The 17,678-nt window shown below is 45.6% G+C and carries 13 protein-coding genes and 2 rRNA genes; 14 read left to right on the top strand and 1 reads right to left on the bottom strand.

Annotated features, from left to right (window positions below; translation table 11 throughout):
- The 8 genes from EJ419_RS03315 to EJ419_RS03280 form a co-directional block, all read left to right on the top strand.
- A 23S ribosomal RNA gene (locus EJ419_RS03315) occupies positions 1–101 on the top strand; the annotation flags it as partial.
- 146 nt (positions 102–247) lie between these two features.
- A 5S ribosomal RNA gene (rrf, locus tag EJ419_RS03310) occupies positions 248–365 on the top strand.
- Positions 366–528: 163 nt separating this feature from the next.
- Complete coding sequence (locus EJ419_RS03305) at positions 529–1,275, top strand: MIP/aquaporin family protein (RefSeq protein ID WP_131283591.1); 747 nt, start codon at positions 529–531, stop codon at positions 1,273–1,275.
- A gap of 91 nt (positions 1,276–1,366) precedes the next feature.
- The gene (locus tag EJ419_RS03300) at positions 1,367–2,131 is read left to right on the top strand and encodes a YggS family pyridoxal phosphate-dependent enzyme (protein ID WP_131283589.1); all 765 of its coding nucleotides are present in this window, start codon (positions 1,367–1,369) and stop codon (positions 2,129–2,131) included.
- Between the two features lie 58 nt (positions 2,132–2,189).
- Positions 2,190–3,005 (top strand): fumarylacetoacetate hydrolase family protein, encoded by an 816-nt coding sequence (locus EJ419_RS03295; RefSeq protein ID WP_131283587.1) that lies wholly within the window; start codon positions 2,190–2,192, stop codon positions 3,003–3,005.
- 93 nt (positions 3,006–3,098) lie between these two features.
- Positions 3,099–4,388: a homoserine dehydrogenase gene (locus tag EJ419_RS03290; RefSeq protein ID WP_131283585.1), complete on the top strand. Its 1,290-nt coding sequence runs from the start codon at positions 3,099–3,101 to the stop codon at positions 4,386–4,388.
- A 17-nt stretch (positions 4,389–4,405) separates the two neighbouring features.
- Positions 4,406–5,332 (top strand): homoserine kinase, encoded by a 927-nt coding sequence (gene thrB / locus EJ419_RS03285; protein ID WP_131283583.1) that lies wholly within the window; start codon positions 4,406–4,408, stop codon positions 5,330–5,332.
- Positions 5,333–5,567: 235 nt separating this feature from the next.
- Positions 5,568–6,887 carry a Maf family nucleotide pyrophosphatase gene (locus EJ419_RS03280; RefSeq protein WP_131283581.1) on the top strand — a complete coding sequence of 440 codons (1,320 nt, stop codon included), beginning with the start codon at positions 5,568–5,570 and terminating at the stop codon, positions 6,885–6,887.
- 25 nt (positions 6,888–6,912) lie between these two features.
- Here EJ419_RS03280 and EJ419_RS03275 read toward each other — a convergent pair whose 3' ends face one another.
- Entirely contained in the window at positions 6,913–7,854 is a 942-nt protein-coding gene (locus EJ419_RS03275; RefSeq protein ID WP_131283579.1) for an AEC family transporter, read from the bottom strand.
- Positions 7,855–7,911: 57 nt separating this feature from the next.
- Between EJ419_RS03275 and dapE the strand changes: the two genes are divergently transcribed.
- From dapE to proB, 6 genes are all read left to right on the top strand, one after another.
- Positions 7,912–9,105, top strand: a complete 1,194-nt coding sequence (gene dapE, locus EJ419_RS03270; protein ID WP_131283577.1) for a succinyl-diaminopimelate desuccinylase — start codon at positions 7,912–7,914, stop codon at positions 9,103–9,105.
- An 883-nt stretch (positions 9,106–9,988) separates the two neighbouring features.
- The gene (locus EJ419_RS03265) at positions 9,989–13,201 is read left to right on the top strand and encodes an Rne/Rng family ribonuclease (RefSeq protein WP_420836908.1); all 3,213 of its coding nucleotides are present in this window, start codon (positions 9,989–9,991) and stop codon (positions 13,199–13,201) included.
- A gap of 366 nt (positions 13,202–13,567) precedes the next feature.
- Entirely contained in the window at positions 13,568–13,876 is a 309-nt protein-coding gene (gene rplU / locus EJ419_RS03260) for a 50S ribosomal protein L21 (RefSeq protein WP_131283575.1), read from the top strand.
- Between the two features lie 41 nt (positions 13,877–13,917).
- The gene (gene rpmA, locus EJ419_RS03255; RefSeq protein ID WP_131283573.1) at positions 13,918–14,169 is read left to right on the top strand and encodes a 50S ribosomal protein L27; all 252 of its coding nucleotides are present in this window, start codon (positions 13,918–13,920) and stop codon (positions 14,167–14,169) included.
- A gap of 356 nt (positions 14,170–14,525) precedes the next feature.
- Entirely contained in the window at positions 14,526–16,247 is a 1,722-nt protein-coding gene (gene obgE, locus EJ419_RS03250) for a GTPase ObgE (protein WP_131283571.1), read from the top strand.
- A gap of 182 nt (positions 16,248–16,429) precedes the next feature.
- A complete protein-coding gene (gene proB, locus EJ419_RS03245; protein ID WP_420836906.1) occupies positions 16,430–17,575 on the top strand; it encodes a glutamate 5-kinase in 1,146 nt (381 codons plus the stop codon).
- Positions 17,576–17,678: the final 103 nt, after the last annotated feature.

Genomic DNA, 17,678 nt, shown 5'->3' with positions numbered 1-17,678 from the left:
GTGTGTGAGACTCCTTATAGATGATGAGGTTGATAGGCCAGGTGTGGAAGCATGGTAACGTGTGGAGCTGACTGGTACTAAGAGTCGAAGGTAATTAACACTCCACACACTAGTGTGTGTGGGCTGATACTCTTCCTAAGGTAACATTGAACACTAAGTGTCCTTAACGATTTTTTCGCGTCTACTAGCCGGTCCCCAACCCGCCACAGGGTTTGCGTGTATGGTTGTATCCGAATAATTTAAGATTTGTGGTGGCCTTGGCCTAGGGGTTACGCCCAGTCTCCATTTCGAACCTGGTAGCTAAGACCTAGCACGGTGATGGTACTGCACTCGATAGGGTGTGGGAGAGTAACACGCCGCCACACTAACACTTATGAGGGGTAGCCACGTTAACGTGGCTACCCCATTTTTTTATTATTCTCATTGATTAGGGTATTAACAATCCCGCCAAATCCACGATACCCGCTATGATTAATCCGTCTTACGCTTTAAGAAAATCTAAATTCGAAAATTTAAGAAGGAGAAGAAATGCACGAGTTTCCTTTATGGGCTCAATTACTTGCAGAGTTTGCAGGAACAGCAATTTTGATGATGTTTGGTAACGGAGCTGTTGCTAACCATGCCCTAACACGCACTAAGGGTCACAATGCCGGCTGGCTGAATATCGCTATGGGATATGGCTTAGGTGTCATGATTCCTGTTGCTATGTTTGGTTTTGTTTCGGGAGCAAACTTCAATCCCGCAATGTCCATTGCGCAGGCGGTCAACGGTATGATGCCTTGGAACAAGGCTGCTCTTTATGTTCTTGTTCAATTATGTGGAGCTTTCGTTGGGCAGATTATCGTTTGGCTCCTTTACAAGCCTTATTATGATCAAACAGAAGATCCAGAGGAAATCTTTGCGACATTCGCTACATGTGATGCAGCAGATAGCCGTTTCAATTACTTCATCAATGAGTTCTTTGGTACTTTAATTTTGGTTTTCGCGGCTCTTATGATTCTTGGACTTGATTGGGGCAAGAAGAACCCGATGTCAGCAGCGATTATTGTCGGCTTCGTAGTGTGGGGCTTGGTAACATCTATGGGTGGCGCCACAGGTCCTGCATTGAACCCTGCACGTGATCTGATGCCACGTCTTGCGCATCAAATTCTTCCGATTTCCCATAAAGGAAGCTCTCGCTGGCAAGATGCATGGATTCCAGTAGTTGGTCCAATTTTGGGTGCTATAGTGGGTGTTCTTCTTGCTAAGGTGTTTATTACAGTTCATTTTATCTAGCGATAGATACCGTGGTGAGTGAATTTCCTGACGAATAAGGCGTGGAACATGCGTTCTGCGCCTTATCTTTTATTCTGGATATAGTTGGCTTATGACTGCATATATGGATCACAAGGATTTAGCTAATACGATTATCACTCCACAGCGAAGGTCTGAAATTTATGATGGAGTTTTAAGAACGCAAGAGAAATTAAATAATGCGCTTTCCAAAGCAGGTCGTTCTCAAGCAGAGGCAACACTACTAGCAGCAACAAAAACCCGCGACGTAGGGGAGATATTAGCAGCGATTGACGCGGGAATTGTGTGTATAGGTGAGAACCGTCCACAAGAAGTTATTGCGAAAGCAGACGGACTTGCACAAGAGCTGAAGGACAGAGAGAAAGAAATTCCTTTGCATTTAATTGGACAACTTCAATCTAATAAAATTTCGAAGATAGTACCTTTTGTGTCGACAATTGAATCGGTTGATAGCGTGAAGTTAGCAGAAAGAATCTCACGGCGCCTTGATAGCACACAAAAAATGAATGTTTTCCTCGAAGTTAATGAGTCAGGAGAAGAATCCAAATCTGGCTGCAAGCCTGAGGAAGCCCTCGAAATAGCAGAAAATATCTCACAGCTAGATGGAATACAATTAACTGGATTGATGACGATTGGAACTCATATCGATGATGAGAAAACGGAAAGAAATTGCTTCAGCAATTTGCGTAATCTGCGAGATGAAATAAATAATGCCGGGATAAAGACATGCACAGAATTATCTATGGGAATGAGTGCTGATCTAGAGTGGGCTATTGCTGAAGGATCAACTATTGTACGCGTAGGAACTGGGATATTTGGCGCGCGTGCATTCATCTAAGGAACGATAACGGTGAAACTTGACTGTGCGTTCGCGGGGTTTCTATATCCTTAGAGGTATGAGAATTGCGCGTTTTAGTCATGATGATTCAGTGTCCTATGCTTTTGTGCAGCACGATGAGGAAGAAAACAAAGACTACCTCGTTGAGCTCAGTGGTTACCCGTTAGGTGGTACACCAGTTAGCCCAACAGGACAAAGATTTGGTCTTGATGAGGACGGTATTCGTTTGCTCGCACCTGTTATTCCAAGCAAAATCTATGGTCTGGCAAAGAACTATGAAGAGCATGCTGAGTATATGGGCGAAATTAACGGCATGTCTGGAGTGCATGCACCTGAAGAAATGGTTATCTTCTCGAAACCGTCAACGTCGGTTATTGGACCTGATGATCCTATCATTATTCCGCGTTTTAGCCATAATATGAATTTTGAGCCAGAATTAGCAGTTGTCATCGGCCGAATTGCCAAAAATGTGAGTGAAGCTGATGCAATGAAGTATGTTCTTGGATTTACATGTACAAATGACGTGACGCTTCGAGATCTTCAAGGTGATGATCCTACATGGACTCGAGCTAAAGGATTCGATACATCGTGCCCGCTGGGTCCATGGATTGAAACAGATTTGGATCACTCTGATGCTCATATTAGCTTCTCGCTTAATGGTGAGGATGTTCCTCAAGCGAGCGGAACAACTGCGAACTTGATTCATTCTATCGAATCTCAGATTGCTTTCATTTCAAGCTTTGCGACATTGCTTCCAGGAGACGTCATCTTGACAGGAACTCCATACGCGACAGGACAACTCCAACCTGGAGATGAAGCAATAGTACATATCGACGGTATTGGCGACTTACGCAACATCATCGTTAGCGCGTAACGGAAACTACACGCGTTGTGTGTAGTTAGCGCAGGACCGTCCCACACAGACAGTAATGACAATAACAATACGTTAAACAGATTTGGAGAAGACATGGCACACGAGAGCATAAAAGTAGCGCTACTCGGGGCAGGAACAGTTGGTTCGCAAACAGCTCGATTGCTCGTGGAGCAAGCTGATGAGTTTGAACGCCGAATTGGTGCTCGATTAGAGTTGACTGGAATCGCCGTACTTGACCCAGATCAAGTAAACGATCCATGGATTGATAAAAGTTTGCTCACCACTGATACGCTCGAACTGACAACAAGAGCCGATGTAGTTGTAGAACTTATCGGAGGAATTGAGCCAGCACGTACATTTGTACTTAGTGCTCTTAATCACGGAGCATCTGTTGTGACAGCTAATAAAGCGTTACTCGCACAGCATGGACCTGAACTTTATGAAGCAGCTGAACGCAACGGCGTTGATATTTACTTTGAAGCAGCAGTAGGCGGTGCTATACCAATCGTACGCCCACTACGCGAATCAATGGTTGGCGACAAGATTAATCGCATTATGGGTATCGTTAACGGTACAACGAATTACATCTTGGATGAGATGACCACTCGTGGTCTTGCTTTTGATACTGTACTTAAAGAGGCACAAGCAAAGGGCTTCGCAGAGGCGGATCCAACAGCTGATATTGGTGGCTTTGATGCTGCTGCTAAGGCGGCAATCATGTCTGTATTAGCATTCCACCGTGATGTGCGCATGGATGATGTACACGTCGAAGGAATTGAAAACATTACAGAATCTGATATCGAAGCAGCTCGAGCAATGAATCGAGTTATTAAGTTGCTAGCTGTAGTATCAGAAAATGAACAGGGAATTAGCGCAGGCGTGTATCCAATTATGCTTCCTGCAGATCATCAGCTTGCTAAAGTATCTGGCAGTTTTAACGCGGTATTTGTCGAAGGTGAAGCTTCAGATGATTTGATGTTCTATGGTCGTGGCGCAGGTGGAGCTCCAACTGCATCTGCTGTAACTGGCGATATCGTTACCGTTGCACGACACCGTGTAGCGGGATCAACAGGGCCTAGTATCCCACTGTATTCGAATGCTCCTATCGTGGATGCTTCTCAAGCGCATTCATCATATATGGTTCGCTTTAATGTGCCGGACAATGTCGGTGTACTTGCACGCATTACAGAGATATTTGCTCAGCATGGAGTTTCGATTCGTGCAGCTCAGCAACATGAACAAGAAGATGCTCAGGGTAATCATGAATTGTGGATTACAACGCATTCTGTATCCGATCATGTGATTCGCGAAACAATTGATGACGTGGCTGCAGAGAAAACTGCAGGTGCTGTTATTTCAATTATGCGCGTATTTGAGGAATAAATACCAAGGATAGAACTATGACTTTCGTTGATACGCGTGTACGCGTTGACGTTCCAGCGACCAGCGCAAATCTTGGACCGGGCTTTGATACTTGTGGTCTTGCGCTCGGCTTTTACGACACAATAGCTGTTGAAGCGCTGCCATCCGTCGGTGTTTCGATAGATATTCATGGACAAGGGGCAGATTACCTTCCACGCGACGAAAGACACCTCGTTGTTAAGGCATTACGTCAAGCTGCGCAGGAATTTGATCTTCCTGAATTTGGTATCCGCATGACAGCATGGAATCGTATTCCTCAATCACGCGGAATGGGATCATCGGCAAGTGCGATAGTTTCTGGAGTAAGCGCCGCAGCTGGTTTGGCAGGGTTGGATACTGCTGATCGTGAAGTGCGCGATGCAATTTTTAATATTTCGGCGCATATCGAAGGTCATCCGGACAATGTTGCTCCAGCAGTGTACGGGGGTATGACAGTATCGTGGAAGAAAAATGATACCTTCTCGACGGTGCAATACAATGTTCATGAATCAATAAATGCGTGGATATTTGTTCCTGATTTCGAACTATCAACTAAGGAAGCTCGTGAAGTCCTTCCACATGATGTTCTCTTTAGTGATGCTTTGTATAACGTCTCGCGTGTAGCGTTACTTCCGGCTGCACTAGAGCGTGCTGACAATGATTTGCTCTTTGACGCGACGCAGGATACTCTGCATCAACAATACCGAGCACCGTTAATGCAACCTTCAGCAGACCTTGTGCGCTTCTTCAGATCGCGCGGGTATGCCGCCACGATTTCAGGAGCAGGACCTTGCGTTCTCGTACTTCATGCTGGCGATATTACTGATACGCTGACAAATATTACATCTCAATTTATGGATATGAGCCACTGGCGTATGAACCATTTGTCCATTGATCACCAAGGCGTAACAGTTAAAGCTGAATGAGATTTAACAAAGTAGAGTCCAAATCTGATGTGCGGTTGAAATTGACTAAGCAATAGGTTAGATAATTAACTTTGTGTAACTGAGGATAAAATAGATTGACGGTGGTTTAACTGTAACTATTATGGATTAGAGCGCATAACCACTGTGCGATTTATTCCGTCAACTTCATACGTACACCGCGGTTGAGTAAAGATCCGTAAAAGATCCGTAAAAATAGACGAACAATAAGGAAAAAATGACCATCCCCGTAGTTCTTGCATCACAATCTCCATCACGCGCTCGCTTGCTCGTACAAGCAGGAGTGCGTCCAACTATTCGTGTGTCACACGTGGACGAGAAAGCAGTCTTAACACGTTTAGCTGATGAACGTGGCATAAGTGTAGACCAACTTTCTATCGAAGAACGAGTTTTAGTGTTGGCTCGTGCTAAAGCTCGAAGTGTTGCAGATGACTACACTCATACATGGGACACCATGCGAGCAGCAACAGGTGAATTGAGTATTTCTCGTCCACTTGAGCAAGGGCAGGGAAGCGTCGCAGCACGCAGTGATCTTAGAGAGTATGTGGAAAATAATACTGGATTATATGGTTTAGTCCACGGTCCGGTGATTATTGGCTGCGATTCTCTTTTTACACTGGGTGATGAAGTGTATGGCAAACCGCATACTCCACAAATAGCTCGTGAACGCTTGAGGTCAATGAGGGGCAATACGGGTACCTTGTGGACAGGGCATGTCGTGATAGATATGTCGACAGGCGAGATGGTGCAGGCGATTAGTCATGCGCAGGTTAGCTTTGCGCAGTTTAGTGACGAGGATTTGGAACGCTATCTGGAGACGGGCGAGCCGCTTGAGGTGGCAGGGTCGTTTACCCTCGAAGGTTTGGGGGCTGCTTTTATCGAATCAATTCAAGGAGACCCAAGTGGAGTTATTGGATTGAGTCTGCCAACGGTAAGAGGTCTCGTCGAAAAACTTGGAATGAGTTGGACATCGTTATGGAATGCGCACAAGATAGAAGCAGCAAATCCTTATGATGTCACGCCGGATATTCCACGTGACAATATTAATCAGCCTGGAGATGCATGGGTTAACTGTGAATGCGGTCATAAGCATTGGGGGCAGTATGGAGCTGCTGGGATTCTTCTCGCTAGACGAGATGACGAAGGAAATATTTCGCACGTCGCTATGCAACATCGTGCTCAGTGGAGCGCCGAGGGTGGAAAGTGGGGTATCCCTGGGGGTGCTATAGCATCTGGCGAAAGTATTATTGAGGGTGCGTTGCGCGAAGCCGAAGAGGAAGCAAATATTCATCCTGAAGATATCGATGTTGTGGGTGCATACTGCGAAGACCATGGGCCGTGGGCATATACAACAGTTTTTGCCTTCGAAAAACCTGGACATTTTGTCGAACCGTATGCCACAGATGATGAAAGTGTAGAGGTATGCTGGGTATCTGTGGAAGACATGGACACTATAACGCTATTATCCTACTTCAAGAATGATTGGCCGAACTTTGCACAACGATTAACAGTTATCGCGCGCGAAAATAGGCAATAGGAGAAAAATTAAGAACTAAAACGCGTTAATGTGTAAAGATCAATGCGATGAGAGAAATGAAAATAGGTGATGTGACGGTGCTAAATAACGTGCCGTCACGCGCAAAACTCGTTCCCGTATTATATCGAGCTGCATAATTGTAAACATTTTGCCCAGTTGGCAAGGCTGCCAAAATAACGCAACCATATAAAGTCGCTCCGCGAAAGCCCATAAAATATGCGATGATAAAAGCGATAAGCGGCATGACGAGATTTTTAAGCACAGTGACGGTAGCAACGGCAGGAATATTAGCACCCTTTTGCAGCGGTTTAGTCCCATAAAGGCTCATACCAAAAGCCATAAGAATAAGAGGGACGGCAGAGTTACCAATCATATTAATAGGATCAAAAATCCACTGGGGGACGATGAATTGTCCGGTTGCTGTAGAAATCCACGAGACGATAATTCCTGTTATAGAGCCAATCAAAAGAGGTTGATGAAGAGGCTGCATAGCCACGCGTTTTATGGAGAATTTTCCGCTCGTTTGCAAATCTAAAACTGTCAGAGCTATCGGGGTGAATAATGCTTGCTGCATAACCAGAATAGGTGCAACAAGTGCGGGATTTCCAACAATATATGTGGCCACAGGAAGGCCGATATTATTTGAATTGAGATACAAGCTATTAAGCGCTCCGATAGTAGCTTCAGCTGGTTTGAGTTTAAAGAAGAACCTATTAAGAAGAAGAAATATTATGCCTACAAGCGCTGCAGAAAAGAATGCGACGACAATTGTAGAAGAAAAAATGCTCTTAAGATCTTCTCTCGACAAAATCGCAAACATTAAACATGGGCTTGATACGAAAAAGCTGATTCTATTTAAGACATACTGGGCTTGAGAACCGCCGATCTTCAAGCGTGCTGCTATATATCCGACAGCAATAACTATGCCGATAACTGCAAAACCTTGAAGTGCGCTTAATAAACCCATACTCATATACTGCCACGAACTAAGCCTTGGTGTCCCCAATAGTCTACGATATGAAATATGACTAATGAATTGGGCACAACAGTTACAGAAATTTTTAACGCTATTATGAACGTGTACTCTGTCTCAGACAGCGAGACAGAGCTTGCAGATGCGGTAGAAAAATATCTTCTCGAGTCAAAGCATCTTGAAGTTCGCCGATACGGTGATACAGTTGTGGCCTCAACCAATTTTGGAAAGAGTCAACGGGTGATTCTGGCGGGACATATTGATGTCGTCCCCGTAATCGACAATTTTCCACCGCTTTTGCTCAGTTCTGGTGATGAACGTATTCGTGCTGATATCGCCCAATCCTACCCACAGTCGGATGTAGTGTATGGGCGCGGAGCGACGGATATGAAAGCTAGTGATGCGGCATTTCTATATCTTGCGCGTGAAATTGATTGCGCAGAAAAAACAGCGGTAGATATTACGTATGTTTTTTATGATCATGAAGAAGTACAGGCTGAAAAGAATGGATTGGGACGCGTTGTAGCCAAGCATCCTGATTGGATTCGCGGCGATTTTGCGATTATTGGAGAACCGACAAATGGTCTGATTGAGGGTGGCTGCAATGGAACTATGAGATTTGACATAGTATTGCATGGAGTTGCAGCGCACTCTGCCCGCGCATGGATGGGAGATAATGCGATTCACCATGCTGCGCACGTGCTTACTGTGCTTGATAGTTACCAACCAGCTACGATTAATGTGGACGGATTAGATTTTAGAGAAGGCCTTAATGCAACTATGATTTCTGGTGGAGAAGGAACAAATATCATTCCTCAAGAATGCCGAATTCATATCAACTATCGTTTCGCGCCTGACAAAACTATAGAAGAAGCAAAGCGACTCCTTATGGGAGAAAGCTGTGCCAGTACAAGTGGTGTGAATAAAGGAATCATGAGAGCCGATGGTGGGCTTTTTGAAGGTTATGATATCGAGATGAAAGATGAATCTTCTGGAGCTCGACCGGGGCTAACAAGTGAGTTCGGGCAGTCTTTGGTTCAACTCGTTCACAAAAAAACAGGTAAGAATCCAACTGCGAAATTTGGTTGGACTGATGTAGCGCGTTTCAGTGATTTGAATATTCCAGCTGTAAATCTGGGCGCGGGCAATCCACTACTAGCACATAAATCTGATGAACAAATTGCTTTACAAGCTGTCGAGGACTATACGTATCTGCTCCGTGAGTGGTTATTAGGAAAGTTCTAGTTTATGTGTTTTGAATTTCTGCAAGTCACGTTACTAAGAGATTATGAATAAGTGAAGGCTTGAGAAATACTAGTTTTTTGTGGTGCCATCTGGGAAACAACATCAGATAACAGTGTGTACATGGGCACAAGTACTGGTGTGAAATATACCGCAGAGAATAACTATAGATAATCTTGTGATAAACTGATGAAGATGATTCTGCGTAATCATCAAAAACTATGCGTTGATCCCCTTGCTATGAGAGACATGCACCTGAAAGCAAGCGCCGGCGTCCGCGTAGTGTAGACAGACTTTTAACCGTGTATAAACACGTCATACGTATTTTTAAGCGTATGCTGTGTTTATATGCATGACGTGAAAAGCAGGCGCAGCTGCTTGACTGGAGACATCAGTGTCTAACCGCATAAATCAAGAGCCGCCAGCACTTGGACCTCGTACGAATAAAGGTACTCATCGTGTAGTTCGCGCAGCTGGGGCAAAGACCATAGAAGTTACAGAAGTTGTATCTGAAAACTCGAATTCTATTCAGCCATCCGTGGCACAAGAATCTGAAAATCATGAGTCGCCACGCGAAGCTCAGGGTATTCATGAACGTGCTCAGGCAATCCGTGCTGCTCGTTCGAAGCGAACTAATCTAGACGTGGGAAACGAAGATAAGAATGACACAAATACTGTGCAAGTGAGTTCTCGCAGAAATCCTCGAAAAGCTCTCAATAAGAATGAGGGCGGCAACGTTACTCACGATAGCCTAAAAGAATCTACTCGAGAAACATCTGCTCAAGAAGTACCAGCTCGAGAAACATCTGCTCAAGAAACAGCAGTGGGCTATAGTCGCAGTGCACGCGCTAAGCGCATAGCAGATGAACTATTCGTTGATAAAGGTATTGCTGTCGCAGACGAAAATAACGATAAAGCTCGTGAAGACAGAGATCTGGTGCGCGATGAAAAGGACGCGGGCGAGAGAAGTAACTCTTCTTCCGTTAAAACGCGTAATATTCGAAGCCGTCGTCGACAGATTAATGCTTCTGAAGAATCTGATTCTAATAACGAGTCAAGAGCGCAATCACAATCAGACACGCAATCGCAGATACAGCCAGAGTCAGACTCTGATTCGCAGCAAGGTGAACAGCAAGATACGCAGACGCAGACACGTTCTCGTCGTCGTGTGATTTCGCGTGTAAGTGATGACACGGAGTTTTCAATGCGTGCTCGTCGATCAAATCGTTCAGCAGCATCGACGAATGATAATTCATCGCATAATGACCAGAGTGATAACAATGCACGTGGTCAAGCAAACGACAGTATGCCGGCAGAGTCAGAAGCAAGTCGTACACGCCGTGCTCGCTCAGCTGTAAGCCAGATGCTCGAGTTTTCTTCGTCTGACTCCACTCACGATACTGCTCAGAGCTCGGAGCAATTTGGTACACGGGCAAACCCTATGATGAGTTTGCTCTTCCAAGCGCCAGTTATCCCACAGCGAGCAGAAAATACGACATCTCGTTATAGCGAAAATGATAATGACGATGAGCGTCCTACTCGTCGTTCACGCCGTACACGTGGAGAAAAATCAAGGAATAATGATGTCCTTGATAGCATTTCCCAAGCACTTGACGAAACTGAGCGTAGCCGTCGAAGTGAGGAACTCTCCGACTCGGATAACACGGATTATGCGGAAGAATCCTCACAGGAAAACAATTCACGTCGTGTACGACGTGGACGTAAGAATCGTACCGACCGCAGCGAAAACCGAGAGCGCGACAAGAATTCAGAAAAACTTTCGCGAACAGATCGAGACAATCGCTTTGACCAGCCTTCAAAGGATGGTAATCCTTATGACGATTACGAAGAAGACAGCAGATCTCGCCGTTCTCGTCGTTTGAATGCGCAAGAGCGTCGCGCGGCTGCAGAAGTAGAGCTCATCGAAAATGATATAGAGTTTGATGATATCTCATATGAACCAATCGAAGTAGATGAAGACTTCGATAATGAGACTAACTCTCAGGCGCCGCACGATGAGAACTCTGAGCAAACCGAGCGTATGAGCCGTCGTTCTCGTCGTTCACGTAAATCCATTATGAACGACGATGATAATGATGAGGAATTTACTACTCGTCGTCGTCGCCGTCGTCATTCTAAGAATGCAGAAGACGATCAAGACCAAACAAATACTGCTGAGAATAGTTCTCGCGAGGATACGCCAACGCGCTCGCGTAAGCAGCAGTATATTGATGAAATTACTGATATTGCTGGTTCAACTCGTCTTGAGGCAAAACGTCAGCGACGTCGCGATAATCGACGAGATCGCAACCGACAGGCAGCGCTTATCACAGAACAAGATTTCTTGGCGCGTCGTGAAGTAGTCAATCGCATTATGGTTGTACGCGAACGAGGAAGTCATACGCAAGTATCGGTTATTGAAGATGATGTGCTCGTAGAACATTATATTTCTGATATCGCAGAAGTATCAGCGGTCGGTAATATCTACCAGGGTCGTGTCCAAAACGTACTGCCAAGTATGGAAGCAGCATTCGTTGATATCGGGCAGATGCGAAACGGTGTTTTGTATGCGGGCGAAGTCAATTGGGATACGACTCGATTAGAGGGTCAACCTCGCCGTATGGAACATGCATTCCAATCTGGCGACCCGGTTCTCGTACAGGTAACAAAGGATCCTATCGGTCATAAGGGTGCTCGCCTAACCAGCCAAGTTACATTAGCTGGACGCTTCTTAGTGCTCGTCCCATCTGGTGGCATGACAGGTGTAAGCCGTAAACTTCCAGAGCGTGAACGTGCACGTTTGAAGTCCATAGTTTCTAAGGTAGCTCCTGAAGAGATGGGTGTTATCATCCGAACTGCTGCTGAGGGAGCATCGGAAGAAGCAATTATTAAAGATCTTGAACATCTTAAGAACCAGTGGACGCATATTTCTGCTCAGCTTGAAGAATATAAGAATTCAAAGAAGCCTCATTTGCTTCAGGGAGAACCAGATGTAGTTATTCGAGTGATTCGCGATATCTTCAACGATGACTTTAAGAAGCTCGTTGTAGAAGGCGAGGGCGTGTACGAACGTATTCGCGAATATATCGAGTCTGCTGCTCCGGATTTGCTTGATCGAGTGGAACGCTGGGATCCTGCTGAACATCGCGGTAAGGACGTATTTGATCGTTGGCAAATTGACAGCCAGCTGCGCAAGGGAATGGAACGTCAAGTCTATCTTCCTTCAGGCGGCTCTCTCGTTATCGATCGTACTGAAGCAATGACAACGATTGATGTTAATACCGGTCGTTTCATTGGTAAGGGTAAATCTTTGGAAGAGACCGTAACTCGATGCAATCTTGAAGCGGCAGAAGAAGTCGTTCGTCAGCTTCGTTTGCGTGATATCGGTGGTATGGTCATGATTGACTTTGTAGATATGGTTATGCCAGCCAACCGAGATTTGGTTTTGCGTAGATTGGTTGAATGCTTGTCGCGCGATCGTACGAAGCATCAGGTTGCTGAGGTTACATCACTTGGGCTCGTGCAGATGACCCGTAAGCGTGTGGGGCAAGGTCTCGTAGAAGCTTTCTCTGAGGAATGTCCAACATGTGGCGGTCGTGGATTTATTTTGCACGATGAACCAACTGTTTCAGCACAATACGATGATCCGTATGCTGTTAAGGGCGGCGACCCATTCGTTAAGACGAATAAGCATACGTTTAATGGTCACTCGGCTAATAATTATTCAAATAATAATTATTCTTCTGGGAAATCGTATAAAGAGGGAAATAACCGCGAAGATAACCCAGGAACAACTGACGCCGTAAAGCACTCCATGGCCGCGATTGCTGCAGCAGGTGCAAATTCTAGTTCGAGCGGTAATGATTCGAGTAGCGATAAGTTACGTAGCAGCAACTCAGAAGATGGATCCGTAGTAGAAACTGTGCCGGTTGTAAAAACTGCAGCAGTCGCGTATGAGGATAGTAGTACTGCGGAAGTTGTGGAAACAGCAGCAGTCACTACGACTGGAAAAGATGGAGTTGAAGTACAAGCTGTTGCATCTTTCGATGATGCAGCACAAGCTTCATCAGCTGCGGAAAACGCAGAGTCAAACTCCTAAATAGCTCGTAAGAACTTTTATAAGGCGGTTCGTGCAGATTTATACGTAAGCGTGCATATAAATCTGCACGAACTAGTATGGGAAAGTTATATATAAATTTCTGCGCGAGCTTGTATATGAGGGAGCCAATGTGCGGTTTCCTTGATACATATGGCAGACAAAACTGACACGCTCAGCAAATAAGCAGTAATCAGTCCAATGGACACAGTAAAGTGATAGTTCCTGTGTGTTGCATGATTTGACGTATGTCAAGCCATGTAATATATTAGATTGTTGGTGTCTTATGAACAGCCCAGATGTATACCTATACTCTAGGCGAGATTTAGAAGATAGAACGTAAAGCTTTTAAGAGGCAAAGGTAAGAACATGTACGCTATTGTTAAAGCCGGCGGCCACCAGGAAAAGGTCGAGGTAGGCGACGAATTTACCGTCAACCGTCTTGATGCAAAGAAGGGCGATACCGTAGAGTTCCCTGTTGCACTCGTAGTTGATGGTTCCAAGGTAACTCTCGCAGCTAAGGATTTGGCAAAGATGTCTGTAAAGGCAGAAGTTGTCGATGACGAAGCTAAGGGACCAAAGATTAGCATCCAGAAGTACAAGAACAAGACTGGTGTAGCACGTCGTAAGGGTCACCGCCAGAAGTTGACTGTTCTTAAGGTAACATCTATCGCTTAACAGCGTCGGATAGCTTATTACACTTTCGAAAGGAATATGTCATGGCACATAAGAAAGGTGCGGCAAGTACCCGTAACGGTCGCGATTCGAACCCACAGTACCTGGGCGTTAAGAAGTTCGGCGGCGAAGCAGTAGTAGCAGGCAACATTATCGTTCGTCAGCGCGGAACTAAGTTCCATGCAGGTGAGAATGTTGGTCTCGGTAAGGATCACACCCTCTTCGCACTCGTAGATGGCACTGTAAAGTTCGGTGTTCGTCGCGATCGCAAGGTTGTAGACGTTATTTCTGAGTAGTTCTCAGGAAACTTATGAGAGCCGCGCCCTTTTGAGCGCGGCTTTTCTTATTGAATTCTATTAGCGATACTTATACAGTAACGGTAATTTCTGAGGTAATACTGCCGGGATAATGCATACTATTCATGCAATTTCAATGCAATATAGATTGCTCTATACGAAAATCTTTTCGATAGGCTAACGATAGTAGCGTAAAATTGCTATCAGAAGATAAATGAATAAACCGCAGATACGCTAAGATTAAGGCATAGCTGGCAAAATATGTCTCATGTATTTCAAAACGTTATGTGCCTCACGGCAGAGATGACGTACTACGGCATCTGCAAAATTTGTAAATAGCTTATAAGGAATTAAAAATGAGTGACTTCGTAGATCGCGTAACCGTCCATGTAAAGGGTGGTGATGGTGGCAATGGTGCTGCATCGATTAGACGTGAAAAATACAAGCCATTAGCAGGCCCAGATGGTGGTGATGGTGGCGATGGCGGCAGCGTTATAGTCGTCGCGGATACGAATGCTACGTCATTACTCGATTATCGTTTCATGCCTCATCGCACGGCTCCTAATGGAACTATGGGTAAAGGCGATGATAAAGATGGTTCTCAAGGCGAAGATCTAATTTTGCCGGTCCCAGTAGGAACTGTTATTTTCTCCTCTCGTAAAGTCAAGGATGCTTCAACCAGTACTCAGCCTGCCGGCGATACTGTGGTAAGTGGTGCCAAATATAAGAATGGCGAGGTTCTCGCAGATCTTAGTCATCCAGGAGACCGTTTTGTTGTAGCGCAAGGCGGTGCAGGTGGTCTTGGAAACCGTTCACTTGCGAATAAAAACCGCAAAGCTCCGGGATTTGCTCTTTTGGGAGAGCCGGGCGAAGAACGCGACGTAATTTTTGAACTCAAATCTATTGCAGATGTAGCACTGGTAGGGTATCCAAGTGCTGGAAAGTCTTCGCTCGTTGCCACGATGTCAGCTGCTCGACCAAAGATTGCAGATTATCCTTTTACTACGCTCGTGCCAAATCTTGGCGTTGTTGATACAGGAGATAAACGATTTACTATCGCTGATGTACCTGGCCTTATCCCAGGTGCAGCTCAGGGTAAGGGTTTGGGTCTTGAGTTCTTACGTCATATCGAACGAACTGAAGTTATTGCGCATGTGATCGACTGTGCTACACTCGAGCCAGACAGAGATCCTATAGCTGATTACCATGCTCTTGAAAACGAATTAGCCCAGTATGCTCAGCAGTTGGATGTTCCGCTGGGTGCAATTGCGATAAACGAGCGCCCTCGCGTCATAATTCTTAATAAAGCTGACATCCCTGAAGCAAAAGAGCTTGCTGAATTCGTGAAGCCTGAGTTTGAAAAGATGGGACATCGCGTATTTATCATCTCCACAGCAACGCATGAGGGCCTTAAACAGCTTACCTACGCATTGAGTGAGCTCGTAGATAAGATGCGAGAACGCGTTCAGGAAGCTATGGCTGAGCTTGAAGAAGAACGAGTTGTTATTCGTCCTTTGGAAAAGAAGCGTCGCAATCCGAAGGCAGTCGGTCTCGGATTTGATTTTGAGATTGAACGTGAACAAGATAACGATGGTAATTTCTGGTTTACTGTCACCGGAAATAAGCCTGAACGCTGGGTGCGCCAGACTAATTTTGATAATGAAGAGGCTGTCGGCTATCTTGCAGATAGACTAGCTCGATTAGGAGTTGAGGATGCTCTGCGCGCTAAAGGCGCCCATGTAGGTGATGAAGTACGCATAGGTCGTGGCGATGATGCAGTAGCATTTGACTGGGATCCAACTGTCCAAGCGGGTGCGGAGATGCTCGACGGCGACCCGCATGCTCAGCGTGGTCATGATTTACGTTTGGAAGAAGCTCAAGGTCTTAACCGTAGGCGTACAAATACTGAACGTCGTCGTCAATATCACGAGTGGATGGATGCTAAGGCGGCAGTGCGTGCTGCAATGGCTGCCGAGCGTCAAGCTGGACACTGGGCTGATCCAGCTCGAGTAGATGATCCTGAAGGAGCGCAAGACTTCCTGAAAGGCTTTGATGAAGGCCACTCTGAGGAAGAGTAAAGTAGTTCACCCTAGCTAGTTGGTAGGTCTAACGAAGTACTGTGTGCGTTCATAGGTGCTGTGAGCGTCCTGATGTACTGTGAGCGCTCTGAGGTGTTGTGAGCATTCAATGGTTACTATGCTTCTAGCTAATTCAGAGATATATCTGTGGTTCAATAATCCCAAGAAAGCGATGTACAAGCATGCACATGAATGAAGAACAAACACGCAATCGCATTATGCAGGCTCGTACAATCGTAGTAAAGGTCGGATCCAGCTCCCTTACCTCGATGCAAGGAATGCTTGATGTCGATAAGCTCAACCATCTTGTCTCATCTTTGGCTTCTGCACTAGAGTTAGGTGCGCGTATAGTTCTTGTGTCATCGGGCTCGGTAGCTGCAGGGCTTAAACCGCTAGGCTTTACAAGTCGCCCAGATGATTCTGTGTCTCGCCAAGCGGCTGCTGCAGTCGGTCAGGGCTTACTTATGGCTCAATATGAAAAGTCGTTTGCTCGATATGGTAAGCGAGTTGGGCAAGTGCTCATGTCAGCACAAGATACCATGCGCACATCTCGATACCGTAACGTGCGCAATACTATCAACCGTCTGTTAGAGCTTGGGGCTGTGCCTATTATCAATGAAAATGACACGTTAGTTACTAGTGAAGTAAAATTTGGTGATAACGATCATTTGAGCGCACTCGTTGCAAATATCGTCGAAGCGGATGCACTAGTCTTGCTTTCAGACGTAGAGAGCCTGTATACGGCTCCACCAAGCGACCCGCGAGCACGCCGTATTTCATTTGTAGAAAATGCGATTGAACAGATAGATGATTCTACAATCTCTGGGACAGGGTCGTCTGTAGGAACGGGTGGAATGATCACTAAAGTTGATGCTGTTCGAATCGCTACAGCATCGGGAGTACCGTGTCTTTTGACGTCTGCTGCAAATGCGGGCCCTGCGCTGATGGGGGATGCTGTAGGAACTGCATTTTCGCCGATTCGCGCTCGCGGGTCGAGGCGGCGTTTGTGGATTGCATACGCTTCGCATCCGCAAGGGAGTATTGTTATCGATGATGGAGCTGTGGAAGCTATTAAAACGGGTAAGCCGAGTCTGCTCGCCGTAGGTACTTTGGGGGCTGAAGGTGATTTCTCTGCTGGAGCTCCTGTGTGGGTAGAAAGTGCTGACGGGACTAAAATCGCTCGTGGAATTTGTGCATTTGATTCGGATGATATCGTATCGTTGGCTGGAAAAAATACCGAACAAATTGAACGCTTCCTCGGAAGTGAATTTGCTCGCCCAGTCATCCATCGAGATGATTTAGTTCTCCTTGGTACACGTGCTGAATGATCATCGTGAATATTGCATATTCATATTTAGGCGGTGAGAATATGCTAGAGTAAACTTATTAGCTAAATGATTAATTCAAGGATGAATAAATCGAGGAGAAAGA

Origin of the sequence: Alloscardovia theropitheci, assembly GCF_004332295.1 — a bacterium.
Lineage (GTDB): Bacteria > Actinomycetota > Actinomycetes > Actinomycetales > Bifidobacteriaceae > Alloscardovia > Alloscardovia theropitheci.
This window is presented reverse-complemented; position numbering and strand designations above follow the sequence as displayed.

What these genes read in the sequence shown, in the direction of transcription:
- EJ419_RS03300 (WP_131283589.1), top strand. Translation starts at nt 1,367, where the DNA reads ATGACTGCATATATGGATCACAAGGATTTAGCTAATACGATTATCACT.
- EJ419_RS03290 (WP_131283585.1), top strand. Translation starts at nt 3,099, where the DNA reads ATGGCACACGAGAGCATAAAAGTAGCGCTACTCGGGGCAGGAACAGTT.
- EJ419_RS03275 (WP_131283579.1), bottom strand. Translation starts at nt 7,854, where the DNA reads ATGGGTTTATTAAGCGCACTTCAAGGTTTTGCAGTTATCGGCATAGTT.
- EJ419_RS03305 (WP_131283591.1), top strand. Translation starts at nt 529, where the DNA reads ATGCACGAGTTTCCTTTATGGGCTCAATTACTTGCAGAGTTTGCAGGA.
- proB (WP_420836906.1), top strand. Translation starts at nt 16,430, where the DNA reads ATGCACATGAATGAAGAACAAACACGCAATCGCATTATGCAGGCTCGT.
- rplU (WP_131283575.1), top strand. Translation starts at nt 13,568, where the DNA reads ATGTACGCTATTGTTAAAGCCGGCGGCCACCAGGAAAAGGTCGAGGTA.
- dapE (WP_131283577.1), top strand. Translation starts at nt 7,912, where the DNA reads ATGACTAATGAATTGGGCACAACAGTTACAGAAATTTTTAACGCTATT.
- EJ419_RS03280 (WP_131283581.1), top strand. Translation starts at nt 5,568, where the DNA reads ATGACCATCCCCGTAGTTCTTGCATCACAATCTCCATCACGCGCTCGC.
- rpmA (WP_131283573.1), top strand. Translation starts at nt 13,918, where the DNA reads ATGGCACATAAGAAAGGTGCGGCAAGTACCCGTAACGGTCGCGATTCG.
- obgE (WP_131283571.1), top strand. Translation starts at nt 14,526, where the DNA reads ATGAGTGACTTCGTAGATCGCGTAACCGTCCATGTAAAGGGTGGTGAT.
- EJ419_RS03295 (WP_131283587.1), top strand. Translation starts at nt 2,190, where the DNA reads ATGAGAATTGCGCGTTTTAGTCATGATGATTCAGTGTCCTATGCTTTT.
- thrB (WP_131283583.1), top strand. Translation starts at nt 4,406, where the DNA reads ATGACTTTCGTTGATACGCGTGTACGCGTTGACGTTCCAGCGACCAGC.